This is a genomic window from Actinomadura sp. NBRC 104412 (assembly GCF_030269515.1).
Taxonomy (GTDB): Bacteria; Actinomycetota; Actinomycetes; order Streptosporangiales; family Streptosporangiaceae; genus Spirillospora.
In genome coordinates this window covers 1-25712 of the sequence record NZ_BSTM01000017.1, presented here as the reverse complement: position 1 = coordinate 25712, position 25712 = coordinate 1, and the positions used below count along the sequence as shown (strand labels likewise).

The 25712-nt window shown below is 70.7% G+C and carries 24 protein-coding genes and 2 pseudogenes; 13 read left to right on the top strand and 13 right to left on the bottom strand.

Annotated elements, in window-relative coordinates:
- Positions 1 to 10 precede the first annotated feature (10 nt).
- On the bottom strand, positions 11 to 1774 hold the full coding sequence (locus QSK21_RS21220) for an ATP-binding protein (protein WP_285698265.1): 1764 nt from the start codon (positions 1772 to 1774) through the stop codon (positions 11 to 13).
- A gap of 245 nt (positions 1775 to 2019) precedes the next feature.
- Here QSK21_RS21220 and QSK21_RS21215 point away from each other — a divergent pair, with 245 nt between their 5' ends.
- The gene (locus QSK21_RS21215; RefSeq protein ID WP_285698264.1) at positions 2020 to 2646 is read left to right on the top strand and encodes a hypothetical protein; all 627 of its coding nucleotides are present in this window, start codon (positions 2020 to 2022) and stop codon (positions 2644 to 2646) included.
- On the opposite strand, the gene QSK21_RS21210 is transcribed toward QSK21_RS21215, so the two are convergent.
- Entirely contained in the window at positions 2616 to 3434 is an 819-nt protein-coding gene (locus QSK21_RS21210) for an IS5 family transposase (RefSeq protein ID WP_285698263.1), read from the bottom strand. The genes QSK21_RS21215 and QSK21_RS21210 overlap by 31 nt on opposite strands.
- Positions 3435 to 3529: 95 nt before the next feature.
- Here QSK21_RS21210 and QSK21_RS21205 point away from each other — a divergent pair, with 95 nt between their 5' ends.
- Complete coding sequence (locus QSK21_RS21205; protein ID WP_285698262.1) at positions 3530 to 3769, top strand: hypothetical protein; 240 nt, start codon at positions 3530 to 3532, stop codon at positions 3767 to 3769.
- 285 nt (positions 3770 to 4054) lie between these two features.
- Here the strand turns inward: QSK21_RS21205 and QSK21_RS21200 are convergent, their stop codons facing one another.
- From QSK21_RS21200 to QSK21_RS21170, 7 genes are all read right to left on the bottom strand, one after another.
- Positions 4055 to 5974: an ABC transporter ATP-binding protein gene (locus QSK21_RS21200; RefSeq protein WP_285698261.1), complete on the bottom strand. Its 1920-nt coding sequence runs from the start codon at positions 5972 to 5974 to the stop codon at positions 4055 to 4057.
- A 2-nt stretch (positions 5975 to 5976) separates the two neighbouring features.
- A complete protein-coding gene (locus QSK21_RS21195; protein WP_285698260.1) occupies positions 5977 to 7491 on the bottom strand; it encodes an alpha/beta hydrolase family protein in 1515 nt (504 codons plus the stop codon).
- Positions 7481 to 8272, bottom strand: coding sequence for a hypothetical protein (locus QSK21_RS21190; RefSeq protein WP_285698259.1), 792 nt, complete (start codon positions 8270 to 8272; stop codon positions 7481 to 7483). The genes QSK21_RS21195 and QSK21_RS21190 overlap by 11 nt, the downstream gene beginning before the upstream one ends.
- 3 nt (positions 8273 to 8275) lie before the next feature.
- Positions 8276 to 8521 carry an actinodefensin-associated protein B gene (adfB, locus tag QSK21_RS21185; protein ID WP_285698258.1) on the bottom strand — a complete coding sequence of 82 codons (246 nt, stop codon included), beginning with the start codon at positions 8519 to 8521 and terminating at the stop codon, positions 8276 to 8278.
- Positions 8518 to 10041 carry a hypothetical protein gene (locus tag QSK21_RS21180; RefSeq protein WP_285698257.1) on the bottom strand — a complete coding sequence of 508 codons (1524 nt, stop codon included), beginning with the start codon at positions 10039 to 10041 and terminating at the stop codon, positions 8518 to 8520. Before QSK21_RS21180 ends, adfB begins: the two co-directional genes overlap by 4 nt.
- Positions 10041 to 10439, bottom strand: a complete 399-nt coding sequence (locus QSK21_RS21175; RefSeq protein WP_285698256.1) for a hypothetical protein — start codon at positions 10437 to 10439, stop codon at positions 10041 to 10043. The genes QSK21_RS21180 and QSK21_RS21175 overlap by 1 nt, the downstream gene beginning before the upstream one ends.
- Positions 10440 to 10528: 89 nt before the next feature.
- Complete coding sequence (locus QSK21_RS21170) at positions 10529 to 10708, bottom strand: hypothetical protein (RefSeq protein ID WP_285698254.1); 180 nt, start codon at positions 10706 to 10708, stop codon at positions 10529 to 10531.
- A 221-nt stretch (positions 10709 to 10929) separates the two neighbouring features.
- Between QSK21_RS21170 and QSK21_RS21165 the strand changes: the two genes are divergently transcribed.
- On the top strand, positions 10930 to 11886 hold the full coding sequence (locus tag QSK21_RS21165; RefSeq protein WP_285698253.1) for a phosphotransferase: 957 nt from the start codon (positions 10930 to 10932) through the stop codon (positions 11884 to 11886).
- 19 nt (positions 11887 to 11905) lie between these two features.
- On the opposite strand, the gene QSK21_RS21160 is transcribed toward QSK21_RS21165, so the two are convergent.
- Positions 11906 to 13318: an ATP-binding protein gene (locus tag QSK21_RS21160; protein ID WP_285698252.1), complete on the bottom strand. Its 1413-nt coding sequence runs from the start codon at positions 13316 to 13318 to the stop codon at positions 11906 to 11908.
- Between the two features lie 113 nt (positions 13319 to 13431).
- Positions 13432 to 13617, bottom strand: coding sequence for a hypothetical protein (locus QSK21_RS21155; protein WP_285698251.1), 186 nt, complete (start codon positions 13615 to 13617; stop codon positions 13432 to 13434).
- 230 nt (positions 13618 to 13847) lie between these two features.
- On the opposite strand from QSK21_RS21155, the gene QSK21_RS21150 reads away from it, so the two are divergent.
- The 4 genes from QSK21_RS21150 to QSK21_RS21135 all read left to right on the top strand — a co-directional run bounded on the left by QSK21_RS21150 (position 13848) and on the right by QSK21_RS21135 (position 19522).
- Positions 13848 to 15596, top strand: a complete 1749-nt coding sequence (locus QSK21_RS21150; RefSeq protein WP_285698250.1) for an amidohydrolase — start codon at positions 13848 to 13850, stop codon at positions 15594 to 15596.
- Positions 15597 to 15807: 211 nt separating this feature from the next.
- The gene (locus tag QSK21_RS21145) at positions 15808 to 16920 is read left to right on the top strand and encodes an NDMA-dependent alcohol dehydrogenase (protein ID WP_285698249.1); all 1113 of its coding nucleotides are present in this window, start codon (positions 15808 to 15810) and stop codon (positions 16918 to 16920) included.
- A 49-nt stretch (positions 16921 to 16969) separates the two neighbouring features.
- Positions 16970 to 18403: an aldehyde dehydrogenase family protein gene (locus QSK21_RS21140; protein WP_285698248.1), complete on the top strand. Its 1434-nt coding sequence runs from the start codon at positions 16970 to 16972 to the stop codon at positions 18401 to 18403.
- A gap of 162 nt (positions 18404 to 18565) precedes the next feature.
- The gene (locus QSK21_RS21135; RefSeq protein WP_285698247.1) at positions 18566 to 19522 is read left to right on the top strand and encodes an AraC-like ligand-binding domain-containing protein; all 957 of its coding nucleotides are present in this window, start codon (positions 18566 to 18568) and stop codon (positions 19520 to 19522) included.
- 12 nt (positions 19523 to 19534) lie between these two features.
- Here QSK21_RS21135 and QSK21_RS21130 read toward each other — a convergent pair whose 3' ends face one another.
- Positions 19535 to 20896, bottom strand: a complete 1362-nt coding sequence (locus QSK21_RS21130; protein ID WP_285698246.1) for a flavin monoamine oxidase family protein — start codon at positions 20894 to 20896, stop codon at positions 19535 to 19537.
- A 452-nt stretch (positions 20897 to 21348) separates the two neighbouring features.
- Between QSK21_RS21130 and QSK21_RS21125 the strand changes: the two genes are divergently transcribed.
- The 6 genes and pseudogenes from QSK21_RS21125 to QSK21_RS21105 all read left to right on the top strand — a co-directional run.
- Entirely contained in the window at positions 21349 to 21807 is a 459-nt protein-coding gene (locus tag QSK21_RS21125; protein ID WP_285698245.1) for a nuclear transport factor 2 family protein, read from the top strand.
- A complete protein-coding gene (locus tag QSK21_RS21120) occupies positions 21804 to 22697 on the top strand; it encodes an alpha/beta hydrolase (protein WP_285698243.1) in 894 nt (297 codons plus the stop codon). Before QSK21_RS21125 ends, QSK21_RS21120 begins: the two co-directional genes overlap by 4 nt.
- Positions 22698 to 22879: 182 nt before the next feature.
- Positions 22880 to 23314, top strand: coding sequence for a helix-turn-helix domain-containing protein (locus tag QSK21_RS36165; RefSeq protein WP_352231305.1), 435 nt, complete (start codon positions 22880 to 22882; stop codon positions 23312 to 23314).
- A 163-nt stretch (positions 23315 to 23477) separates the two neighbouring features.
- Positions 23478 to 24152 (top strand): hypothetical protein, encoded by a 675-nt coding sequence (locus tag QSK21_RS21115; RefSeq protein ID WP_285698242.1) that lies wholly within the window; start codon positions 23478 to 23480, stop codon positions 24150 to 24152.
- Positions 24152 to 24916 carry a hypothetical protein gene (locus QSK21_RS21110; RefSeq protein WP_285698241.1) on the top strand — a complete coding sequence of 255 codons (765 nt, stop codon included), beginning with the start codon at positions 24152 to 24154 and terminating at the stop codon, positions 24914 to 24916. The genes QSK21_RS21115 and QSK21_RS21110 overlap by 1 nt, the downstream gene beginning before the upstream one ends.
- Before the next feature lie 201 nt (positions 24917 to 25117).
- A pseudogene (locus QSK21_RS21105) lies at positions 25118 to 25567 on the top strand (PIN domain-containing protein); the annotation flags it as partial.
- A gap of 26 nt (positions 25568 to 25593) precedes the next feature.
- On the opposite strand, the pseudogene QSK21_RS21100 reads toward QSK21_RS21105, so the two are convergent.
- A pseudogene (locus QSK21_RS21100) lies at positions 25594 to 25712 on the bottom strand (IS30 family transposase); the annotation flags it as partial.

Here is a 25712-nt window from a genome sequence, read left to right as displayed (position 1 = left end):
GGCGGCTCCTTCAGAAGGGCACTTCCTCGTCCGGGTCGGCCTCGCCGCCGAGCCCGGCGAACGGATCGGCCGGCCCCCTGTCCCGCAGCGGGGCGGCCGCCGCCTCGGCGGGACGGGTCGCCCACGCCGGGAACGGGAACTCCACCGCGAGCGGGACGGGGATCTCGGGCTGGCCGACGAACATCGTGCCGGGCTTGGCGATCGTGGCGCGGGCCCGTGCCGCGGGCGGGAGCCAGGCGTACTCGGAACGGGACGCCTCCGCCGCGTCCAGCCGTCCCGCCACCCGGACCGCGCAGTTGGCGACGATACGGCGTTCCACCTCCGACGCCGTCTGCTGCGCCCCGATGAGGATCACGCCGAGCGAGCGGCCCCGCTCGGCCACGTCCAGCAGGATCTCCTTGATCGGGGAGCCGCCCTCGCGCGGCGCGTACTTGTTCAGCTCGTCCAGCACCACGAACAGCAGCGGCCGTGCGCTGCCGGTGCTCTCCTTGTGCGCGAACTCCCCGCGCAGCACCGTGCCGACCACGAACCGCTGCGCCCGCTCGGGCAGGTTGTGCAGGTCGACGATGGTGACCTGGGCCTCGGAGGTGCTGATCGACCGGTCGCCCCGCTTCGGCAGGTCGCCCCGGACGACCGGCGACAGCGGCCGCACCGACGACCGCAGCCGCCGCAGGAACGCGTTGACGGTGCCGAGGCCCATCAGCGCCGCGCCCCACTCGCGGCGCGCGTCCTCGTCGGACAGTTCCTGCTCGATCACGTCCACCAGGTCGGCGTACGTGCGGCAGACCGGGCCATCCCCGATCCGGACCGCTCCTCCGTCCCCCGCCGGGACCGCCTCCCGCTTGAGACGCGCCGCCACCTGGCCGATCAGCATCGTGTACTGGGCCCGCTCGTCCTCGGTGTCGGCGAAGACGAAACGCAGCAGCTCCTCGTCACAGAACTCGGCGAGCGTCCAATAGAAGGGACTCACGTCCCTCGTCCGCGCCGAGACATGCGGCGTCCCATTGGGATCGCCCGGCCTCGGCGGGGCGAACACATGGACGCTCCCGAACGGCCCCACCGGCAACCCCAGCTTCTTGTACGCCGCCCGCGCGTCCTGGTCCAGCCGCGTGTTCGCATGGTCGAGGAACAACAGGTCCTCGCCCTTCACCGAGAAGATGAGCGCCTTGGTGTTGTGCGTCTCGGCCCCCAGCGCCCCCGAGTTGAAGATCGAGTACAGCAGGAAGGTCGCGAACGAGGTCTTCGTCGCCACCCCCGACACCCCCGAGATGGAGACATGCGCGCCGCGCGTGCCGTCCAGGAACTCCAGGTTCACGTGGATCGGCTCCCCGTCCCGGCCCAGCCCGACCGGCACCCGGCGCTCCATCACATCGAAGTACAGCGCCCGCTCCCGATCGTCCGTGTCGGCCCTGTACGCCACGGCGCCCGGCAACGGCGGCACGTACACCTCGGGCTCGACCCGGGTCACCGTGACCTCCGCCGACTCCACCACGGCCGCCGGAAGCACCCCCTGCACGATCAGGAACACGTCCGAGTCGTACGCGGCGCCCTCATGCCTCGCCTCCACATTGGTGACGACCCCGGCGATCAGCACGTCCCCGCGCCCCGGCACCTCCCGCCGCGCGACGACCACCTCATCGAGCTGGAGCACCGTGCCGGGCTCCAGCCCCACCCAGAACGCCAACGGCGTGGCCGCCTGCGTCCCGAGCACCCGCCCGACGCCCCCGGCCTCCCGCACGAGCCCGGCGTCCCCCCGAACCGCGTCCTCGGTCATCTCGCCAATCCCACCCCCAGAGCACACGAAGACCACAAGTGCCCCAGAGCGTAGCCCCGCCCCACGACAGGATCCGCCGAACACCCCGCCCCGTCCCAGTGTGGACAGCCACCCGACTTTCCCCTACCGAACACCCAAAACGATAATTTCAAACATTTCAGAAAAGACCACAGAAGCAACCCTTGATACCAGTCATTTCTGTAAAAGCCCGGCGCGACCGATGAATAGCCATTACCTTCAATGCCATGCCCAGTTACGAACACGAGGTGCCGCTGCACATGATCAGACAGCGCCCCCACCTCGCTGTCGACATATTGCGGGCCGTCGACAACGTCGACATCCCCGCCCACGACCAGGTGATCACCGGCTCGGAGAACCTCACCACCCTCCACCCGGCCGAACTGAACTGCGACGGAGCCGTCGTGGCGAAGCTGAACGGGAAAGCGGTCCTCGGGATCATCGCCGAACAGCAACAGCAGCACGACCCCGACAAACAGTTCAGCTGGCCCGCCTACGTGGCCACGTTCCGTCACCGCCTCAAGTGCGACGTGGCGCTCCTGGTGCTGTGCGTCAACCAGGCCGCGGCCGAGAGGTTCAGGACCCCGATCCGGCTGGGTCCACCCGGCTCCGTGGTGTGCCCGGTGGCCGTATGCCCAGCCGACCTACCCCCCGTCACCGACCCGGAGGAGGCTCGCCGCTACCCCGAACTCGCAGTACTCACCACACCCGCCCACGCCGACAGCCCCCGAGGCGAAGAGGTCCTCCGCGCCTTCTGCGAGGCCCTGGAGGTCCTCGATCGCGAGAACGGCAAGCTGTACCATGATTACGCTAAGAGCGTGTCTCACGTGGTCAGTTTGGCGAGTTTCTTGTAGCAGGTGATGGTGGCCGCCAGCGTCAGGAAAGCGGTGAATAGGTGGCCGTGCCGCTCGTAGCGGATGGTCAGCCGCCGGTAGCCGAACAGCCAGGCCAGAGTCCGTTCGATCACCCAGCGGTGGCGGCCCAGGCGCTCGCCGGACTCGATGCCGGGACGGGCGATGCGCGGCACGATCCTCCGTCCGCGCAACCAGGCCAGATGCTCGGCCGAGTGATACGCCTTATCCGCGCGGACCTTGACCGGCCTGCGGCGGCGTGGCCCGCGCCGGGACCGGATCGCCGGCAGCGCCATCAGCAATGGCTTGAACGCCTGGCCGTCGTGGACGTTGGCAGCCGAGACCGCGACCACCAGTGGCAGCCCGGCCGCGTCGGACAACACGTGGAGTTCGCTGCCTTTCTTGCCGCGATCGACCGGATCGGGACCGGTCAGCGTGCCCCCCTTTTCGCCCGGACCGCGGCGGCGTCCACGATCGCCGACGCCCAGTCGATCTGCCCGCGCGCCCCCCAGTTCGTCCAGCACCGCACGGTACAGCCGGGGCCACAGCCCGGCCTTGGTCCAGGCGGTGAACCGGCGATGCGCAGTGGGCACGCTCACCCCGAACTCACCCGGCAGATGCCGCCACGCGCAACCGCTGGTCAGCACGTACACGATCGCGGTGAACACCGCCCGATCCTCCACCGCCGCCGTGCCACCGCCCTGGCGCCGCGGCGTGAACTTCGGGATCAACGGCTCAGCGATCTCCCACAACTCATCCGGCACCAGCCGCAACGCAAGATCCGACGACACAACCCCGCATCATCCCGCAGATCGCACGCAATCCACGTGAGACACGCTCTAAGTCGCAGCTCTCGTCGGCGGCTCAGAAGCTCCTGGAGGAGATCGTGAAGATCGACGAATACCAGTGGCAATCCGACTTCGCCATCGAACACCAAGCAATCGGCCGCACCCAGGGCGAGGTTGGGGAAGCCGCCAAGGCGCTCCAGCTAATTCTCAAGACCCGCAACATCCCCATCCCCGAAACAGCCCAACAGCGCATCAACAACTGCACCGACCTCGAACAACTCGAGCACTGGATGACACGCGCCATCACCATCGACCAGATCGACGAGCTTTTTGACTGATGCCGTCCTCGCGGGTCCTGACCGCCGGGTCAGGTTTAGCGGAGGGTTTTGGGGCCAGGGCCGCAGCGGGGATGGTGGTGACGGTCGGGGCGCCCGGTTGCGCCGGCATTCATCCGGAAGCACCGCCGAAGCGGGTAAGAGCTGGACGACCCGGCGGACCGTGAGGTGTCGGCGCGGGTGTCGCCGCAACCCCTCGGGGCCGCTGTGGTATGCCGTCCGTGACAGCGACGGCGAAATACCTTGATGCACCGTGTGTCGGCAACGGCAGCCTGCGGTCCCTCACCTTCAGGGAGCGTCCGCCCGACGCGTACAGGACGGGCGTGTGGCGCTGACCCCTGACGTGTGGTTCCAGGTTGGGCCGGGTAGGTGACCTGGGCCCGGCCTGGGGCCGGATGTGGGGTTCAGGTAGCCCGCGGCCTGGGTCAGGAAGAGGGCGGCGTACTTCTGGCGTCGTGCCATCAGCTCGTCGTGCGTGCCCTGCTCGATGACTCTGCCCTCGTCCAGGACGTAGATGCGGTCGGCGCCGCGGACCGTGGAGAAGCGGTGCGAGATCAGCAGCACCGTGCGGTCGCTGAACAGCAGGCGGATGTGCCGGAACAGCTCCTCCTCGGCCTCGGGATCGAGGGCGGCGGTCGGCTCGTCCAGGATGATGAACGGGGTGTTGCGGTAGAAGGCGCGGGCCAGCGCCAGCCGCTGCCACTGGCCCCCGGACAGGTCCTCGCCGCCCGCGAACTCCTTGCCGAGCGTGGTCGCGTACTCCTGCGGAAGGCTCCACACGAAGTCGTGCGCCCCGGCCCGCCGCGCCGAGGTGACGACGCGGGCGACGTCGGCGGGCTCGCCGGCGCGGCCGAAGGCGATGTTGTCGAGCGCGGGCAGCTTGTACCGGACGAAGTCCTGGAACACCACGGTCGCGGCGTCGCGCAGCGCCGCCGGGTCGGTCACCGGCCTGTTGTTGAACAGCAGCATCCCCTCGTCGGGCGCGTACAGCCCGGCCAGGATCTTGGCCAGCGTGGTCTTGCCCGACCCGTTCGTCCCGACCAGGGCCACGATCTCCCCGGCGCGCAGCGTCACGGTGACGCCGCGCAGGGTGGGACGTGCCGAGCCCGGGTAGGTGAAGCCGATCTGCTCGGCGTGCAGGGAGGCGAAGCGCGGCGCGGGCGTCTCCGCCGCCACGGGGAGCGGGGCGGCATCGGATCCGGCGAAGAGCCGCAGGTCCTTGAGGTAGAGGACGGAGTCGCCGATGTTGCCGACCAGCCCGCTGATCATCTGGATGCGGGTGGACAGCAGCCAGAGCCCGGTGAGCGCGGCCGCCGCCGTGGCCAGGTCGACCAGCCCGCTGCCGAGGCCGGCCCAGACCCCGCCGATCACGGCCATGACCAGCAGGTCCGCGACCAGCCGTGCGCCGATCTTGCGCCACAGATGGCGGCGCTGGGTCCGGACGGTCCCGTCGATCTCCTGTTCGTACTGCGCGTCCCAGCGAGCGGTCAGCATCGGCCCGAGGTCCAGCGCGCGGACCTCCTTGGCCTCCTCGCGCCCGGTCATCAGCTGCTCGAAGTACTGGCGGAGGCGGCGGTTCTCGGCGAGGTCATGGCTGAGCCCGTAGCTGGCGTTGCGCTCGGCCCGCGCGGCCCGCAGCGTGGGCACGGCGCTCAGCGCGGCGAACGGCAGCAGCCACCAGGCCATCGCGACGAACGCCACGCTCACGGCCGCGGCGGTCAGCACGGCCTGGAGCGCCACGACCAGGGTGGTGACGACCACGACCGGCTGGCCTCGGGAGGCGAAGACGGCGCGTTGCAGGCCGTCGTGGAACTGGGGGTCCTCGAAGCGCGGCAGGTCGGCGCCGACCGCGGCGCGCAGGACGAGCGAGATGACGTGCCGGTCCAGCCGCGCGGCAAGAATCCGCTGCCGGGCGGAGGTGACGGCGTTCAGGACGCCGCCGACGCTGCGCAGGCCGAGCAGCACCGCCAGGCCGACGAGCATGGAGGCGCCGCCCGACGACTGCATCTCGGCGCCGCCCGGCAGGCCGCCATCGCCCAGTACCGACTTCAGCAGCAGGAGCCCGGCGCCCAGTCCGAGCGCGTTGACGCCCTGCACCACGACGAGCGTCAGCAGGGAGCCGCGGTCCGATCGCCACGCCAGCCGTACCGCGAACGTCGCGGAACGCATCAGGTCGCCCGGCCGAACCTTCGCCTGGTTCTTCGGCACGGTCACCACCGCCCCAGCCAGGCGCGGTGTTCGGCGGCGACGGCCTCGTGCGTCTCGCGGTACCGGTAGTGGTGTCCCTCGTGCGGCAGCAGGACGAGCCGGGCCTGCCCGCCCGCAGCGACGATCGCCCGGTAGAGCTCCACCGATCGCTCGGCGGGCGTGGCCGGGTTGGCGTCCTCGGCGCCGTGGACGAGCAGCACGGGACGGTCGAGCAGATCGGCGAAGCACACCGCGCTGAACGCGTGGTAGATCTCCGGGACGGCCCAGTACGGGCGCCGCTCGTAGTGGAACCCGGTCGGCGTCAGCGTGCGGTTGTAACAGCCGCTGTGCACGATGGCCGAGGTCAGGTCCGGGAGGTGCGCGAGCGCGTACAGGGCGAGGGTCGCGGCGAAGCTGTGGCCGCCGACCGCGACGGGGCCGTTCCAGCGCTTGACCGCGGCCTCCACGGTGCCGAGGATCTGCGACCGCAGCATGCCGAGCGTGGCGTCGGCGGGCCAGCGCAGCGGCAGGTCGAGCGTCGCGACCGGGTGCCCGGAGGGGGCGGTGGCCAGGTCGACCGGTGCCGGGCAGGGGACGTCCGAGCCGGGCGGGAACGCCCGGATCCACATCAGGAGGGGCCCCGGCCCGGCGGGCGGGAGCGTGAGGCGGGCCGTCCCGAACCCCGTGGGGATCGGCGTGGCCGCGTCCGGGGAGCCGTCCGGCCGTGGCCAAGGCCGCGGAGCCGGGATCGCGGCGTCCGGTACGGGCCGCGGTCGTCCCGGATCGTCGAGGTCGATCAGGACGTCCGTCCAGCGCGGTTCCCCATCGCCGCCGTCCTCCCAGCGGCCGAGGCCCACGATCACGGCGCCATCGGCGGACGCCGGGAGAAGGCCCCGTACGAGCATGGGCGGGGTCAGCGGCGCGGCGGGCGCGGCCTCGCCGCCGTTCCGGTCGACGACGGCGAGCCGGGCGGCGGCCAGCCGCTCCAGTTCCCCCGGCGGCGGCTCGAACGAGACGGCACGCGGCCCCGACGCCTCGAACACCACGGGACGCCCGGTCGGCGGCTCGGGTTCCCCGCCCGGCGCGGCGGCGGGAACGAGCAGCGCGAGGCGGTCGCCGCACCAGGCGAGCGGCGGCAGCCCGTAGCCGGTGAACGAGACGGCGGCGCGCAGGTGCGTGAGGACGGTGACCGTCCGGTCCCGGTGGTCGGCGATCCACGGGTACGCGCGGCGATCCCGTGCGACCAGTCCCGCGACCAGCGGGCGGCGCGGATGCCACGCCAGCCTGGACGGCAGGACGCCGTCGAGCGGCAGCCGCCACCCGTCCGCGCCGTCGCCGTCGCCGTCGCCGTAGAAGACGATGGAGGACGGGCGGGCCCGGCCCGGCACCAGGCCCGCCAGATCGGGATCGAGCAGCAGGTCGCGCCAGCGCACCGCCGCGGGGTTGCACTCGGCCACGGAGGGCAGCGCGGGCGTGCGGACGACGGCCCACGCCGACCCGTCCGGCGCCTCGTCCCGGCGCTCCCGTTCAGGCGACACGGCTCGCCTCCCCACCGGCCGTTCCGCGCACGTTCCGGACCGTGATGCCGTCGACCAGCGCCTTCACGGCGCCGATGCCCTCGACCGGCGGGCAGACCGGCGTCCCGGAGTCGTCGACGCCCACGGCGCACGGCACCGCCAGCCCGGCCACCGGCGCGGGCAGCGGGGTGCCGCGCACGGCCGGGAGCATGACGACGGCCTCACGGCGGGCCGGTTCCACGGTCTCCAGCAGTTGCTTGAGCGACCGGCACGACGGGCAGTCCTCGGCCAGGTACATCAGGACGCCCGTGATCGGCCGGTCGCAGGCGGCGTCCCCGTCCCGGCGTGACCGCCGGTCGGCGAGGAGGACGGCGCCCAGCGTGACCACGGCGGCCACGGCGCCCGCCGCCGTCCGCGCGACCGGCTCGGAGCCCGGACCGGCCGCCAGCGCGGACGCGGCGACCAGCGCGCCGCCCGCGTTGAGCCCGATGTGCGCACGGCCCACGGACGCCAGCCGGGCCACGCCGAAGCAGGCGCAGCGCGCGCCGCGCAGCCGCAGCGCCACGGCGGTCAGGGCGAGGTACCCCAGCAGGGCGACGATCGCCGCCGTCCTTCCGGGGACGAGCACGATCGCCGTGGCGGCGGCGGTCTCGGCGGCGCCGGTCAGCCGCGGCCCCCACGGGGGACGCAGCGGCCCGCTCCGCAGCGGCCAGTCGATCCGGTCCGCGGGCGCGGCGGCCTTGGCCGTCCCGGCGGCCAGCAGGGGGCCCGCCGTCAGGGCGAGCACGATGTCGGCGAGCATCGGTCACGGCCTCCGATCGTCCAGCAGCCAGCCGGACTCGACGAGCTGTTCTCCCAGGTGCCGCAGCGCGGCGGCCGGCGGCACCGCGTCCGCCGCGGCGCCGGGCGCGGGCATGCCGCGGGTCAGCAGGTGCTCGATCAGCGCGGCCTCGGGTTCGCCGCACTCGGTCATGGCCAGCGTCGTCCCGTTCACCAGGACGGCGCCGCCCTGCGGGAGCCGGGTGAAGGTCACCCCGGGCGCCGTTCTCACGATCCACCTCCCAGCCAGCGTTCGAGCCAGACGAGCCGCAGCAGCGGCAGCGCGTTGTCGGCGAGGTCGCGCCCGTCCGAGAGCGTCCGGATGATGGCGCGCGGCGAGACGAGCCCCAGGTCGGCCAGGGCGCACTCGCGGCGCAACCGGTCGATGACCTTGCCGCGCTCGCGGTGCAGGTGCGCCGCGGCGGCCCGTCTGAGCCAGGACCCCGGCGCGGCGTTGCGCACCCCCGTGATCCGGTGCCGGTCCAGTTCCCTGTGCAGCGGAAGGTGGCGTTCCAGCACGCCGCGCCTGATCCGTCCCAGGCCGGACGGGCCGAGCGCGATCACGGCGGCCAGCGCGCGGGGGTCCAGGGCGGGCAGCCGCATGCCCGCGTCCCCGCGTTCCTCGATCCCCGCGGCGGCGGTGCCCAGAACCGGGTCGAGGAAGTCCAGGTGCTCCTGCCAGACGGCCATGGACGCCCGGAAGGCCGACTCGAAGACCTCGGCGCCTTCGGCGGTCAGGCCGGGAACCACGCTTCCGCCCCTCGGCAGGGCCAGCCGGTCGCCGTCCGTTTCGGACGCGCCTGCGGCGTCCCGGCCGGGGTCCTGCGTGTCGGGGGCGTGGACCCTGCCCAGGCCGAGCAGTTCGCGGGCCTCGCCGAGCGTCCGCAGCGTTCCGGAGATGTGGAACGGCTCGCAGCCGAGCAGCCGCCGGCCCCGCGCGCCCGTCTCGACCTCGGACAGCTTCGCCGACGTCAGGTCCTTCATCAGCGTCCCGGCGGCCAGCGGCACCTCGCCGCCCTCGGCCCGAGCGAGCGCGTCCGCCAGCCGCCTGGGCACCTCGCGGTCGGGCATGGGCGGTACGGGTTCGGCCCCGGTGACGGGGTGCTCGTCCAGCAGCTCGGACGGGTCGACCGGGATCCGCTTGACGGCGAGCCCGGGGATGTCCGGGGCAGGCGTCCGCAGCACCTCCGGGCCGAGGTCGGCGTGCAGGAGGAGCGGGCGCCGCCCCGCCGACAGGGCGCAGGCCGCCAGGAACGCCGACCCCAGCCCGCCGCTGTAGGCGATGGCATGGTCACCTCCGGCGAGCACCGTGGCCACCGCCTCGGCGAGCCCGGTCCCCCGCTCCGGCTTCGGCAGGACGGGACGCCGCCTGGTCACCGTGATCCCCTCCTCGGTCACCCGCACGGCCGTCCCGACGGGCAGCCGCTGGACGCCCGGGACGGGGCTGGAGTCGGGTGCGGGCGCGTTGCCCTGGAGCAGGCTCAGCAGCGCGCCATGGGAGGGCACGGGACGGCCACCAGGCCCGGGAAGGAAACCGTCGAGCTCGAAGCCCCACTCCAGGCGCCCGTAGTCCACGCGGTAGTAGACGGGGCGTGCGTGCGGGTGCTCGCGGGCAATCTCGAAGGACAAGGGCGAGCGTTCCACCCGGATCCCATCGATGCCTTCGCCGGCACCCGGCTGCGGCTCGCCGACGTGGCGCACTCCCCCGCCGGGGACCTGTTCGACCACCATCGGCCTCGGGTTCGGTGCCATCACGCCACCGACCTGTGGATCTCGATGTACTCGTCCCGTACGGGCAGGGACGTGCTCACCACTTCGTCGCCGTGTTGCACCCATGCGAAATAGCCCGCCGGGGGACGGGCGGTGGCCAGTTCGCGGCCGAGGTGGAAAGAGACCGGAAATCCCAGCCGGCGCAGACCCGCGGTCAGGAATACCGCGTCGTCCACCGGGTCCAGGAATCCCGCCGTCAGTCGCTGGGCGATGCGCAGGCGGACCACGTCCGGCCGGACGTCCCGCGCTTTCCCGCGGCGGACACCGCCTCGTACGCGCGGCCATTCCTCGAGCCGGTAGGAACCGCCCGGCCCCTTGGCCTTGGCCAGGAATTCACGGGCCTCGCGTGCGGCCTTCGCCGCCTTTATCACTCGTAGCATTCCGTCCCCCGTACACAGAGAGAAAGGACCCGGAGCCGCCGGGCGGCGGTGGGGTCGTCCTCCCACCGCCGCCCGGGGGTATCTCCCGATCAGGCGTAGCGGCAGGTCCACCACTCGCAGATGAGCCGGACGGTCTCGTTGCAGCAGTCCGAGTCGAACCAGCAGCTGTAGCCCGCGTAGCGGCACTCGGCCACGGTGGCCGGCTCGGCGTGCAGGTGCTGCTGCATGCCGTTGGCCGCGATACGCGAGGTGATCGAGGTCGTGGACACGACCCCTCCTTTCCCCGGTTTGGCGGAATGGGCATCCCCCGTATCCGCCGAATTCGTTGGACAGCTAGGACCGTAGGCGGCGGCGCGGGATTACGGCAAGACAACGGCGTCATCCCGGCTTGTCCCGCCCTGTCCCGGAGAGATGGACACGGTCGTAAGGCGGCACGGAACACTTACTGTGAGGCTGTGCAGGACGCCTGGTCGAAAGGAAGACGATCAGCGTGACGCCGCAGGAATGGACGGCGGAACGGCTGCGCCGCGCGGGAATTACGATCACCGGACCGGCGGAGCAGGCGGAGACCCGGGCATGGTCGTGCCAATTCCGCGTCCCCACCACTGCGGGGACGGTCTACTTCAAGTCGTCCCCGCCCGCCTTCGGCCACGAGGCGGCGCTGACCCGCGCCCTCGCCGAATGGTCACCCGGCGACGTGCCCGAGGTGCTGGCCGCCGATCCCGATCGCAACTGGATGCTCACCGCCGACTTCGGGACGGGCCGCCGCTACGCGGACCCGGCGCGGTTCGTGCACGCCTACACCGAAATGATCCCCGCGTTCGTCCGCATCCAGGCCAACGCGTCCCGCCACGTCGGCGAGCTGGGATGCACCGGCTGCCCCGACCACCGCCTCGCCACGCTCCCCGAACGTTTCGACACGCTGGTCCGCGAGGCCGCCGGCGGGGGGCCGCTCGCCGGCCCGCGCGGGCTCGCGCCGGACGAGCTCTCCGCGCTGCGCCGCCTGACCGGCCCCTTCGGGGAGACCTGCCGGAGGCTCGCCGCGCACGGCGTCCCGGAGACGGTGGTGCACGCCGACATCTGGCGCGGCAACTTCCTGCTCACCGCGCGGGGACCGGTGGTGTTCGACTGGGCGGAGAGCATGATCGGCCACCCGTTCCTCTCCCTGGAGGTCATGCTCGCGGACGTGCGGACGCTCGTCCCCGGCGACCGCGACGCCCTCGACCTCGTCCGGGACACCTACCTGGAGGAGTGGCGGCGCCGGGGGATCCCGGCCGGGCGGGCCGAAGCGGCGGTACGGCTCACCGCCGCCCCGGCCCTGGTCAGCCGCGCGCTGATGTGGCGGGACGCGATCGCGGGACTCGACGACGCCACCCGTCCACGCTACGAGGGCGCCGTCGCGCAGCACCTGCGCCACCTGCGCCGGCTGCTCGTCCCGGCCGGTTGATCGGCCTGGCACCGGTCGACTACCGGTCGTCTCCGCGGGCCTCGGCACGTTCCAGGGCGAAGAGGCGGACCAGCTCGGGGACGCGGTAGCGGCCCGGCCCTCCGCTCTCCACCAGGTTGGCGTCCACCAGGCGTTCGAGCACCCGGTCCGCGGCGTCCCGGGAGGCGTCCAGGGCGGCCGCGGCGTCCGGCAGCCGCACCTCGCCCGGGGGCAGGCCCGCGATGAGGCGGAGTGCGCGGGCCGCCATCCGGTCCTGTTCGGCGCGGCTGCGCTCCAGGTCCTCGAAGCTGACGGCCAGGCTCGCCCGTACCTCCAGGTCGTCCACCCGGAACTCGTCGAGCCGCCGCCGCTCGTCGGCCATCCGCCCGGTCAGGGCGCGCACCGGCCAGTCGGGCCGCGCGGCCAGCCGCGCCGCGGCGACCCGCAGCACCAGCGGAAGGCGGCCGCACTGGCTCGCCAGCGTCCGCACCGCCTCCGGCTCGGCCCTGACCCGCTCCTGCCCGAGGTACCACGCCAGCACCTCCTGCGCCGCCTCGTGCGACAGCTCGCCGACACGCAGGTGCAGCGACCCCTCGATCGAGGTGAGCGACGCCCTGGAGGTCAGGACCGCGGCGCTCGGCCCGCCGATCGGGACCAGCGGCCGGACCTGCGCGGCGGAGGCGACGTCGTCCAGCAGCACCAGCACGCGCCGGTCGGACAGCGCGCTGCGCAGCCTGGCCGCGGCCTCCCCGGCGTCCGAGGGCACCTGCGCGTCCGGGGTCCCGAGGCTCCGCAGCAGCGCCCCGGCGACCTCGGCCGGGGTCATCGGCTCGGCGCCCGGGGTGGTCCCGCGCAGGTTGACGTAGAGCCGCCCGTCCGGGAAGCGGTGGGCGGCCAGGTGCGCGGCGCGGACGCCCACCGCCGACTTCCCGACCCCCGGCGGGCCGGTGACCACGGTCACCGGCGCACTGCTGATCATCGAGAGCGCCTGTTCCAGCTCCCGTCCGCGTCCCACCAGCCGGGGCGGTACGGGCGGGAGCTGCCGGGGCACCGTTCTCTCGGCGGGGCGCGGGGGCCTGTCCCCCGGGTGCCCGTCCCCGGCGGACCCGTCCCCCGTGTGCAGGACGGTGAGGCGCCTGCGGGCACGGACCCAGGGAGCCGGGTCGAGCCCGCAGGAACGCACCAGCGCCTCCACCACGTCCGGGCGGGGCAGCGCGTCGCGGCGCAGCGTGGAGGCGAGCGTGCTGCGCGCGAGGTGGTCCCCGTTGTCCCTGGCGCGCGACTCCAGCTCGCGATAGGTGAACCCGGCCCATCGCTTGAGCTGCCGAAGCCTGATCATGAACTCCTCCGGCGTGGCGACATGGTCCGGGGTGGGAACGGCGTCGAACTCGTTGGCGGGATGCGACTGTTCGGCGGGATCGAACTCGTAGGCGGGATGGGACTCGTAGGCCATCAAGCTCCCCCTGGTGCACGTGGGCCTTCGGACGGTAGGACGCGGAGCCGGCACCGTTTGTTGGAAGGCCGGCCAAAAGCGCGCCCAGAAGGCCGCCGCGTGATCATCTTCCGTCACTTTTCGCCATCTGATCCATCCGGCCACGCAAGCCAACCGAGCTGCACCCGCGCCACCGCGGTTCCGGCCGCCGAATCCTCAAACCGTTGATCAACGCAGAGACGGCCGCGCTCTTTTTGGCAGACGTCGCCCATGATCCGGAACCCGTCCGGGCGGAGACTGAGCGCGACGAAGATGATCACGCCGGAAAGGGACAAGGACCTCCCCTTTCCGGCCGCCAGGACGACGAAACCCAGGCCATCGGTCCGGGCGCCGGCGACGACGCCACGCGACCGCGACTCCCGGTCATCCCACCCCTTGCTCCCATAGGCCCGCCTGCCCGTATGCCCTCGTTCCCGGGGCGTTCCGGCACGCGGCCTCGGTTCGCCGCGCCCGCGGCGCGGTCGATCATTCCCGTAAGGAGAGTGGCCCGTTGTGTGAAACCGACCATCTCGACTCGTCCGGAATGAGCCGGCGCGACATGCTGGGCCTGCTCGGCGTCGCGGGCACCGCCGCGGCCGTCACCCCGATCCTGACGGCCGACCCCGCCATGGCCGCGGCCTCCGACCTCGCGCTCGACCCCAGGACGACGCCCGCCGACCCCGCGAACTACGCTCCCCCCACCGGCCTGGCCCTCGACTCGCAGGCCAAGGACGCGGCCCTGTCGTGGATCGACCGCCGGTCCAACGCCATCATCGGGCTGAACGACAGGATCTGGGAGTTCGCCGAGCCCTCGCTCGCGGAATGGAACTCCTCGTGGGCCGAGGCGCAGTTCCTCGCGGCCAACGGGTTCACCATCAAATGGGGCGCCGGTGGCATGCCGACCGCCTTCGTCGCCACGTTCAGCAACGGCACCGGAAAACCCGTGATCGGGTTCAGCGGCGAGTACGACGCACTGCCGGGACTTTCACAGGAGAAAGGCAACCCCAGGCATTCCCCGCTCGCCTACCACCATGACCCGTACGCCCCCACGTACGGATTCGGGCACGGCTGCGGGCACAACGCACTCGGCGCCGCCGCGGCGGCCGCGGCCGTCGCCGTCTCCGTGGCGATGAAGGCCCGCAACATCTCCGGCACGCTCAAGTTCTTCGGCTCCACCGCCGAGGAGCAACTGGTCGGCAAGACGGTGGCGGTGAAGGCCGGGGTCTACAAGGGCCTCGACGCGTTCGTGGACTGGCATCCCAGCAGCAACAACGGCACCAACTGGGGTTCCAGCAACGCCATGTACAGCATCGCCTTCCACTTCCTGGGCACCGACGGGCACGGCGGCTCGCCCCTGGCGACGCGCTCCACCCAGGACGCCGTGACGGCGATGGCCACGCTCACCGAGTACCTGCGGGAGAGCTACCAGGCGCACACGTCCCGGATGCACTACGCGATCCGGCAGACCGGGCAGGCGCCCAACGTCTTCCCGACCCTGTCGTCCATCTGGTACTACGCCCGCGAGGGCAGCCCGGCCCGCGCCAAGATCCTCATGGACCGGCTCATCAAGTGCGCGGAGGCCGCGGCGCTGGCCACGGGCACCCGCATGGAGCACCGCATCATGGCCGGCACGTGGAACCAGCTCGGCAACAAGCGCGGCGCCGAACTGATGCACGCCAACATGACCCAGATCGGCCCCCCGAAGTTCTCGGCCGCCGACCAGAACTTCGGGAAGGCGCTGCAACGCTCCAACGGGACCGAGGAATCGGGGTTCTCCGAAACGATCAGCCCGCTCACCCCGCCCGCGCCGGTGTTCATGGGCGGCGGCTCCACCGACGTCGCCGACATCAGCTGGCAGGTCCCCACCATCCAGATGGGCACGGCGCACCAGCCCCGCGGCACCAAGAACCACTCGTGGCACCACACCGCGACCGGGGCGCACCACTCCGGCCACGTCGGGATGCTGATGGCCGCCAGGTACCTCGCCGGCACCACGGTGGACCTGCTCACCCAGCCCAAGGTCATCGCCGAGATGAAGGACGAGTTCGAGCGGCGCACGAAGAACATCAAGTGGAAGAGCATGCTCCCCGACGACTACGAGCTCCCGCTGTACGAGCCGCCGAAGTGGTTCCTTGAGCGGACGGGCCAGAAATGGCCGCCGAAGGGCGTCACCTGGCCGCCGCGCCGGATCGTCTCCACCGAGACCGCGCCCGACCTCGGCCCCGCGCTTCCCCCGTCCAACCTGCCCCCGCTGGAGTAGCCTTCCGCGTTCCACCGTCCCCCGGCGGCCCTTCGCGCGAAGCGGTCGCGGGGGACGGCGTCTTCCGCGCGAGCCGCGTCGCGCGTCAGCGGTGACGTGCACGAAATGGCGAGCGGGGGTGCACTATGTGGCGACCCCGAAGCCGCGTCGGCCGCCTAACGTCTGCGGTAACGCGTCCACCCCGCGAGGCGCGCCCGAGGAGGGGTACACGGTGAAGACGAAAGCGGCGATACTCACCGCGGCTCACCAGCCGTTCGAGATCGTGGAACTGGACCTGGACGGCCCCAAGGAGGGTGAGATCCTCATCCGGTACGTGACCGCCGGGCTGTGCCACTCGGACCTGCACCTCATCGACGGCGACATCGAGCCGCGCTTCCCGATGGTGGGCGGGCACGAGGGTGCCGGAGTCGTCGAGGAGGTCGGTCCGGGCGTGACCAAGGTGGCGCCCGGCGACCACGTGGTGTGCAGCTTCATCCCGAGCTGCGGGCACTGCCGCTACTGCTCCACCGGCCGGCAGAGCCTGTGCGACCTGGGCGCCGGCATCGCCGTCGGCTGCATGCCCGACCAGACGTTCCGGATGCGCCTGGACGGCGAGGACGTCGGCGGCATGTGCATGCTCGGCACGTTCTCCCAGTACGGGACCATCTCCCAGGACTCCGTCGTCAAGATCGACCCGAGCATCCCGCTGGAGGTCGCGGTGCTGACCGGCTGCGGCGTGCCCACCGGCTGGGGCACCGCCGTGTACGCGGGCGGGGTGCGGCCGGGCGACACCGTGGTGATCTACGGCATCGGCGGGGTCGGCATCAACTCCGTCCAGGGCGCCGTGCACGCCGGGGCGAAGAACGTGGTCGTCGTCGATCCGGTGGCGTTCAAGCGGGACACCGCCATGAAGATGGGCGCCACGCACGCGTTCGCCGACGCGGAGGAGGCGCAGCAGGCGGTCGTGGAGATGACCCGCGGCCAGGGCGCCGACCAGGCGCTGATCACGGTCGGCACGGTGGACAGCGCGGTCGTCACCGCCGCGTTCGAGACGGTCGGCAAGGGCGGCACCGTCGTGATCACCGGCCTGGCCAACCCGGGCCTGCTGAACATCCAGCTTCCCAGCGGGCTGCTGACGCTGTTCGAGAAGTCGGTCAAGGGCGCCCTGTTCGGGTCGTCCAACCCGCAGTACGACATCGTCCGGATGCTGGACCTCTACCAGGCCGGCCAGATCAAGCTGGACGAGCTGATCACCCAGCGCTACCGCCTCGACCAGATCAACCAGGGCTATCAGGACCTCCAGGACGGCAAGAACATCCGCGGCGTCCTGGTCCACGAACACTGAACGTTGTCTCACCGGCCGTCCCGCGGGACGGCGGAAGGATGGGCGATACGTGCCTCAGCGCATGCTGATCGACGGGAAGTGGACGGCCGGGCGCGGCACCACGTTCCCCACCTACGACCCCGCGACCGGGAAGGTGATCGACGAGGTACCGGAGGCCACGGACGCCGACGTGGACGAGGCGGTCGAGGCGGCCGCCCGCGCCTTCGAGTCGGCGGAATGGGCAGGCATGCTGCCCGCGGCGCGCGCCAGGCTGATGCTGCGGCTGGCGGACCTGGTCGAGCGGAACGCCGAGGAATTGTCCCGCCTGGAGACCACCGACCAGGGCCAGCCGCTGTATGTCAGCGGCGGGTCTGTCGCCGGGCTGGCCGAGCACCTGCGGTACTACGCCGGCTGGGCCACCAAGATCACCGGGGTGACCGCGTCGCCGTCCGTCCCGGACGTCGACTTCAGGACGCACCGCGAGCCGCTGGGCGTGTGCGCGCTCATCGTCCCGTGGAACTTTCCGCTGCCCATCGCCGCCTGGAAGTTCGCCCCGGCGCTCGCGGCGGGCAACACCGTGGTGATCAAGCCGGCCGAGCAGACGCCGCTGAGCACGTTGCGGCTGGGCGAGCTGTTCGTGGAGGCCGGGTTCCCCGCGGGCGTCGTCAACATCGTCACCGGCGGTCCCGCGACGGGCCGGGCCCTGGTCCGCCACCCCAAGGTCGCCAAGGTCTCGTTCACCGGGTCGACGGAGGTGGGGCGGGAGATCGCGGCCGAGGCCGGGCGCTCCCTCAAGCGCGTGTCGCTGGAGCTGGGCGGCAAGGCCCCCAGCATCATCACCGCCGACGCCGACGTGGACGCCATCATCGCGGGCAACCTGATGGGCGGCGTGTTCAACTCGGGGCAGATGTGCGCCGCGCTGTCGCGCTACTACGTCGACCGCAGGCGGGCCGACGAGTTCACCGAGAAGCTCGCGGGCGCCGCGTCCGGGATGAGGCTCGGCCCCGGCCTCGACCCGGCCACCAACCTCGGCCCCCTGGTGTCGGAAGAGCAGCTCGAACGCGTCGACGGCTACGTGAGGCTCGGCAAGGAGGAGGGCGCCGAGCTGGTCACGGGAGGCGCCCGTGCCGACGGTGACCTGGCGAACGGCTACTTCTACCAGCCGACGGTGTTCGGCGGCGTCGCCCAGGACATGCGGATCGCCCGCGAGGAGATCTTCGGCCCGGTGCTGTCCGTCCTGCCCTACGACGACCCGGACGAGCTGGTCGCCAAGGCCAACGACACCGAGTACGGCCTGACCGCCTACATCTGGTCGCGGGACATCTCCGAGGCCAACCGGCTCGCCCGCCGGATCCGGGCCGGAAGCGTCTACATCAACACCTTCCCGATCCTCGACCCGGCGGCGCCGTGGGGCGGGATGAAGGCGTCCGGCATGGGACGCGAGATGGGCTGGGAGGCCATCGAGGCGTACACCGAAGTGAAGAGCATCTGGACCAAGCTCTAGGGACCCGTACGGGAGGCGGGGCCGGGCCACCGGACCGGCCCCGGGTTTCCGTGCGGTGAAAGTCCCCGGGTGACCTTGCTTTACGCCGGTTTACGATCCTGCCACAGTTGAGGTGCCGGCGCTCCGGCCGCATGCGCGCCACCGTGGAGAGGCTGTGACAAGGTGACGGTCACCCCTGACCTCGTGGACCGCGAGGTCGACGACGTCGGCGAGCTTGAGCACGCGATGTCGGACGTCTGCGCCCCCATGCGCATCAAGCCCGAGGGCGACCGCCCCTTCACCGCCGCGTGCCGCGGCACCCGGATCGGCGACGTCCTCATCGCCCGTGTCCGCAGCGGCCCGTGCACGATCCGCAGGGATCCCGGGCTCATCCGTTCCACCGACCGCGAGCTGGTCAAGCTGATCTTCCTGGACGCGGGCCGCCTCGCCGTCGAGCAGGACGGCCGGCGGTCCCTGCTGAAACCCGGCGACATGGTCGGGTACGAGACCGTCCGCCCCTACGAGCTGCGCTGCCTGACCCGGAGCGAAAGCGTCATCGTCGGCGTCCCGGCCGCGTCGCTGGGCGCGCACGCCAACCTGGTGTCCCGGCACACCGCCGTCGCCGCCCCGACCGACACCCGGCTGCACGCCGCCATCGGCGGATTCCTGCGCGACCTCACCGAGGTGCCGGGCCCGTCCAACGGCAGCGCCGGGCACTACCTGGCCGACGCGCTGGTCTCGCTCGTGATCGCCCAGCTCACCCACGTCCTGCCGCCCGCCGAGCCGGACGGGCTCGCAGACCGCGTCCTGGCGTACTGCCTGGCGCACCTGTCCGACCCCGAGCTGTCGGTGGAGGCGGTCGCCCGCGCACACCGGATCTCCGTCCGTTACCTGCACAAGATCCTGCGACCCCGCGGGGTGACCCTGTCGGCCTGGATCCGGCGGCACCGCCTCGAACGCATCCGCCGCGACCTCGCCAACCCGGCGCTGGCCGACCAGACCGTCTCCACGATCGCCGCCCGCTGGGGCGTCCTGGACGCCACCCACGTCAGCCGAGCGCTCAAGGCCGAGTTCGGGCTGACCGCCGCCGACATCCGCCGCCACGCCCTGGAGAACCACACCACCGTCCCCTCGGGCTAGGGCGCCGCCGAGTCACGGAACCGCCGCCCGCGCGTCCGCCTGGACGATTTCCCCGACGACACGTTCGGCGGACTCCAGCGCACCGTTCATCCAGGCGACCCACAGCGTGGCGGTGTGCTCGCCCGCGAAGTGCACCCGGCCCTCGGGACGGCGCATGGCGGGCCGCATCCATCGCAGCTCGCCGGGTTGCGGGGACCCCCAGCCGCCGCCCGCCCACGGGTCCTCCTGCCACGCCTTGTGAGCGACCCCGATCACCTGCCCGTCGATACCGGGCACGAGCCTACGGAACAGCCTCCGCATCTCCGTGACGCGCCGCCGGCCGTGGGAGGCGAACTCGATCGCCTCGGTGTCGAACATGTAGGCGTGCAGCATCCCCGTGGTCGAGTCGCGCTGCTGGGAACTGGTGTTCCACACACGTCCCGCCATCGTGTCGGTCGCCACGAGGTCGAGGCCGCCCAGCCTCCCCAGGGGATCGTGCTGCCAGAACCGGCGGCGGGTCTGGAAATGACACCGGGCGGCGGCCATGTACTGCAATTTGCGGATCGCGGCAATCTTGTCGTGCGAGAACCCGCCGTCCAGCCGGACCCGGCGCAGCGGCGCGAAAGGCAGCGCGCACACGCACCGATCCGCCCGCAATTGGTGCAGGCCACTGCGATCCCTGAAGCCCACCGTCACGCCACGGGCGTCCTGGGCGATCCGCACGACCTCACTGCGGTACTTCACGCGACGCCCCAGCGCAGCGGCGAACGCGTAGGGAAGCCGATCGTTGCCGCCCCGGATGCTGGAGACCCGGTTCCCTGCCGGTAGCGACTCCACCGCCAGACCGGCCGCCGCGTTGGCGCGGGCGACCCGTCCGTTCTGCGCGTAGAACCAGTCGCGCCAGGTCTTCGAGGCGCCCCGCCCGGCCAGGTACTCGTCGACCGTCACCCGATCGAGCTCGAGAGCCGACGGAACCGACCCGGGCCAGCCCGGATCCGAGACGTCCCCGAGCATCGCCATCCCCGACAGCACGTACTCCGGGAGACGCGCCGAAGGATCGGGCTGCTCGCTGGGGTGGAACCCCGGCACAGGCCAAGGCCGCCCCGCCTCAGGCGCCAGGAACCGCTTCCCACGCAGGTAGAACGCCCGTACCCCGGTGTCGTAGGGCGTCAGCTCAAGCCCGAACTCCTCGACGTACCTGAGCGTGTACTCGTGCGTGTCGAAGATTCGCACGGCTCCCAGCTCGGCATGCCCGCCGTACCGGAACGCGTCACGCTCGGTCTGCACCCGCCCGCCCGGACGCCCCTGCGCCTCAAGCACCGTCACCTCGTACCCGCGCTTCATCAGGCTGTAAGCGGCCCCCAACCCGGCCAGCCCGGCACCGAGCACGACCACCCGTCCACGCCTCCCACCCGCGGCCGCAGGCTTCGGCGCCAACGACACCACTCCAGCCGCCCCGAGCGCGCCCAGGAACCGCCGCCGATCGACCCCGTACCCCATCGAGACCACCCGCCCGAGTTACTCCAATCTGGACCAACCCGGACGCTACTCCAGACTGGAGCACCGTCAACCCCCTGTCCACTTCCCGCCGCCCACCAAGCCGCCCAAGACCGGTGAGCGCCCGTCCCCAAACTGCCTGACCTGCATGCTCAACGCGGGCTGCGACGGATTGAGCCGTTCAGCGGCGCGAATGAAGTCGCAATGCCTCGACGACCGCGACGCGAAACCGCAGATGCACCTTCATAACTGCGGGTTATTACAGCGGCTATTGGACGGTCCGAAAGCCCGCGGCGCAGGATGGGCCACGTCCGGAGTGAAGGCCCGGACGCATCGACCATAGGGAACTGATGAGCACCAACGAGGACCGGACGTCGATCGTCGAGACCTGTACGCGGATGGCGTGGCACGCCGACCAGCGCGAATGGGATCGGCTCTCCACGATCTTCGCCGACGAGGTCACGCTCGACTACACCAGTCTCGACGGGGGCGAGCCCGTCACGCTCACCCCGGCCGACATCGTCGCCGGATGGCGGGACGCACTCGGCGCCTACGCGGCGACCCAGCATCTGATCACCAACCACCTGGTGACGGTCGACGGCGACACCGCCGTCTGCACCGCCTCCTTCCAGGCCACCCACCGCCATCCCGGCCCGCTCGGCGACGCCCCGCTGTGGACGCTGGGCGGCGACTACCGGTTCGACCTGGTCCGGGCGGGCGGCGAGTGGAGGATCGCGGGCGTGGTGATGACCGCGAAGTGGTCCCAGGGGGACCGGGAACCGAAGGCCACGGAGGAGGCGCGGTCGTGACGACCAGGCACAAGGTGACGTTCACCAGCGAGGGCGCGTCCCTCACCGGCAACCTGTTCCTCCCGGATGGCGCCGACGGCCCGGTGCCGGGGATCGTGGTCGCGGGCACCTGGACCAGTGTCAAAGAGCAGATGGCCGACCGCTACGCCGAACGCATGGCCGACCGCGGGTACGCCGCGCTGTCGTTCGACTTCGCCGGCTTCGGCGAGTCGGAGGGCGAGCCGCGCGACTGGGAGCGGCCAGAGGCGAAGGTCCGCGACATCCGCAACGCGGTGAACTTCCTGGCCGGTCATGCGGCCGTCGACGCGGACCGGCTCGGGGCGCTGGGCGTGTGCGCCGCCGCGATGTACATGGGCGCCGGCGCGGTCGAGGACACCCGCATCCGCTCCCTCGCGCTGATCGCGCCGTGGCTGCACGACCCGGAGATCTGCCGGGACGTCTACGGGGGCGCCGAGGGCGTGGACGCCAAGCTCGCGGACGCCGACAAGGCCCGAGCACGGTACGAGGCGACGGGCGAGGTCGAGTACGTGCCCGTGGTCAGCGGCAGCGACCCGCGCGCCGCGATGCCTATGGAAGTGGACTTCTACCTCAACCCCGAACGCGGCGGCATCCCGCAGTGGCCGAACCGGTTCGCGGTCATGGGGTGGCGGGACTGGCTGACGTTCGACTCCATCGCGCTGGCACCACGGGTCAGCGTCCCCGTCGTCCTGGTCCACAGCGAGGACGCCGCGATCCCCGAGGGCGCCCGCCGCTTCCACACCGCGCTGGACGGCCCGAAGAACTTCGTCTGGACGAACGGCATCCAGTTCGACTTCTACGACCAGGACACCACCGTCACCACGGCCGCCGACGCCGCCGCAGCCCACTTCGCGACCACCCTCAAGGCATAGCCGACACCAGGGCGTGCATCGGCCGCAACACCTGCGGCCGATGCACGCTTTTCAACCTGGCGAATTCCCTGGCCCCGCGGAGATACGGACAGATACCCCATCCGCCGGCACTCCAGGTCGGCCAAGATCCAAAAAGGGTCCCGGAGTGATCTCCGAGACCCTGCCTGAGCTGGTGGAACCGGGTGGCCCCTATTGACCCCTGTTACAACCCTGGTACCCAAGCCGCAGCCCTTGAGGCGCTCCTCCGCAAACTGCCGTCGCCTACCGACCCAGAACCAGAGAGGCGCCCTCGAGACGTTCGGAGTCATGCGAAGCAGCTCAAGGAACGGGAAGCTCAGCAGGTAGTCGCTGCCTACCGGGCTGGCGCCACCGTCTACGAGCTAGGCCGCCGCTTCGGCATCCACCGGAACACGGTGAGCAAGATCCTCAAGCGCCAAGGCGTCAGGATGCGGATGGGCGGCATGAGTCCTGAACAGATCGACGAAGCCGTCAACCTCTACCAAGAGGGTTGGTCGCTAGCCCGGATTGGTAAGCACATGGGGGTCGACGGCCAGACTGTGCGGAGCCGCCTCCTGGAACGGGGTGTGAAGCTACGACCGCGCCCCGGCAACAGATAGCGACGCGCCGTAAATCAGGATAGCCATGCCTAACTCGTATGCTGAGTTGCCGATCTAGCCCAAGATCATAAATCTGCCCGCAGGACTTGAAGAATTCCGTTACCGAAGTGGGCCGCGAGTATGGCACCCTGCAATGTTGACTCACTACCAAGGGGGAGAAAGGGTGCCCAACGACGACTTCCGGGAGCTGCTCTCGGTGATGCCGGACATCGCCGCGGCAGTCAACACCTTCAACTCTGAAGCTGCCCAGCTCAAGGCGCTGAAGGCGCTCATCCAGACAGCACGCAACGGCTCGGATCGGCCCGCGCTCACGACGGCCACAGCGGTCGCACTGCCGTCCCAGCCTTCCGAACGGGCGTCGGTTCAGCGGGAGATCGAGGCATCATCCACTATCCCGGCCCTTCCCCCCGCTCCTAGTAGCGACGCGGACGCAGCCCTCAGGGTCGAGCCGACGGCGAAGAAGCCGCGCAAGGCTTCAGCGAAGAAGAGCATCAGCCCCGTCCGGGGCCTCAATTTCGCTCCCGATGGCAAGCAGCCCCTGGCTGACTTCGTCGCGCAGAAGCAGCCGCGCACGATGTTCGAGAAGAACCTCGCCGCCTGCTACTACTTGCAAGAGATCATGGAAATCTCGAACATCACCGTTGGTCACGTGCTGGCGGTATATCAGTTCTGCTCATGGAGCTCTGCTTCCCAGCCCGATGTCTCTCTACGACAGACTGCATCCAAGCGTGGCTGGATCGACACGAGCGACTCAAAGGACATCAAGCTCGAGTGGGGTGGACAGAACTACCTCGAAACTCAGATGCCTAGCTCTGCCCCCACGAACGGTGGCAAGTGATGCAGCTAGACGCGTCGACCGCGCTCGGCCACCTTCCCAAGACGCTGCGGGACGAACTCGTCGAGGAGTTCGGCAAGATCACACGGAACTACCGTGAGCATCGCTGGGAGGCGGCCGAACTGGACGGCGGCCGGTTCTGCGAGATCGTCTACACAATCCTCGCCGGCCATCTGGACGGGGACAGCTACCCAGGGAGGGCCAGCAAGCCCGCGAGGTTCAAGGATGCGTGTGATGCCTTGGGCCAGAAGCCACGGACCTACTCCGACTCAGCGCGTCTCATCATCCCCCGCACCCTGATAGGGCTGTACGACGTGCGCAACCGTCGAGGGGTGGGACACGTCGGCGGCGAGGTCAACGCCAACCACATGGATGCGACGTTCGTACTCCACACAACACAGTGGGTCATGGCCGAGCTCGTGCGCATGTTCCACAGCACGGACATCAAGACGGCGACGACCGTCGTTGATGCGCTCGTCGACCGGACAGTACCCCTGCTCTGGGAAGTGGGTGGAGTCACCCGGATTCTGAAGCCGGCCATGTCCCTAGCGGACGGAACCCTGCTCCTGCTGCATGCCTCGGCTCAGGGCCTTACCGACAAGTCGCTGGCCGAGAGCCTCGAGCAGGACCGCCTGTCCAACTACAAGCGCGTCCTAACACGGCTTCACCAGAGTCGGCAGATCGAGTACAACCGGCAATCCGGGTTGGCCGTGATCTCGCCCCTCGGTGTTCAAGAAGTTGAGGAGAATATCCTCACGAGCAAGTGATGCCCCACGATTAGCCAACCCGACCACCTGGCCCAGCTCTGAGGTCGCGACATGGCCGTACGCAGCCGCCTGCTGGTGCGTGGGGTGAGCATGCGGGCGAGGCAGGCTGGAGAGCGGTAGGCGCCCCCACTCCTCCAGCTTGCGCCTGAGGACCGAAGAAACACGAGTGCGAAGAAGTACGACGGTAGCTAGCCTTGGCTCATGCTCCATCTACTTATCGACACTTCGGTGTGGCTCGATCTGGCCAAGCGTCGTGATGGGCAACGACTTATCGTGCCTCTGCGCGTACTGGCCTTCCAGGGAAAGTTGGAACTGCTTGTCCCATCAGTTGTACGTGAAGAATTTGAACGAAACCGGCCGCGTGCTGAAGCAGCGGTCACGCAGGCAGTGAAAGATCGGTTCCGGCTGTTACGCAAAGATCTCCAAGAATACGGGGGCGACGTGAACCATGGGTGGCTTGATGAGATGACCCATCAAGTGCCACTCGTGAGCGCCATGACCCTCCAGAATTTTTCGGAGATTGACGAGCTGCTCAATAATGGGCGGAAGCTCGAACCAGGAGAAATTGAGCACGCCGAAGTAGTCAAACGGGGCCTCCTCAAGAAGGCTCCATTCCATCTACAGAAGAACAGCATGGCTGACGCCTTGCTTATCGAGCTATACAACACAGCCTGCCCTCAACCGGTGGAAGCAACTCCGCTGGTCAGTAGCTCGGCGAACACTTCCTTCGGCTTCTTGAACCCGAAGATAGCGCGGGGCCGGTTGTTGAGTTCGTCGGCTACGGCCTGCAGGTAGT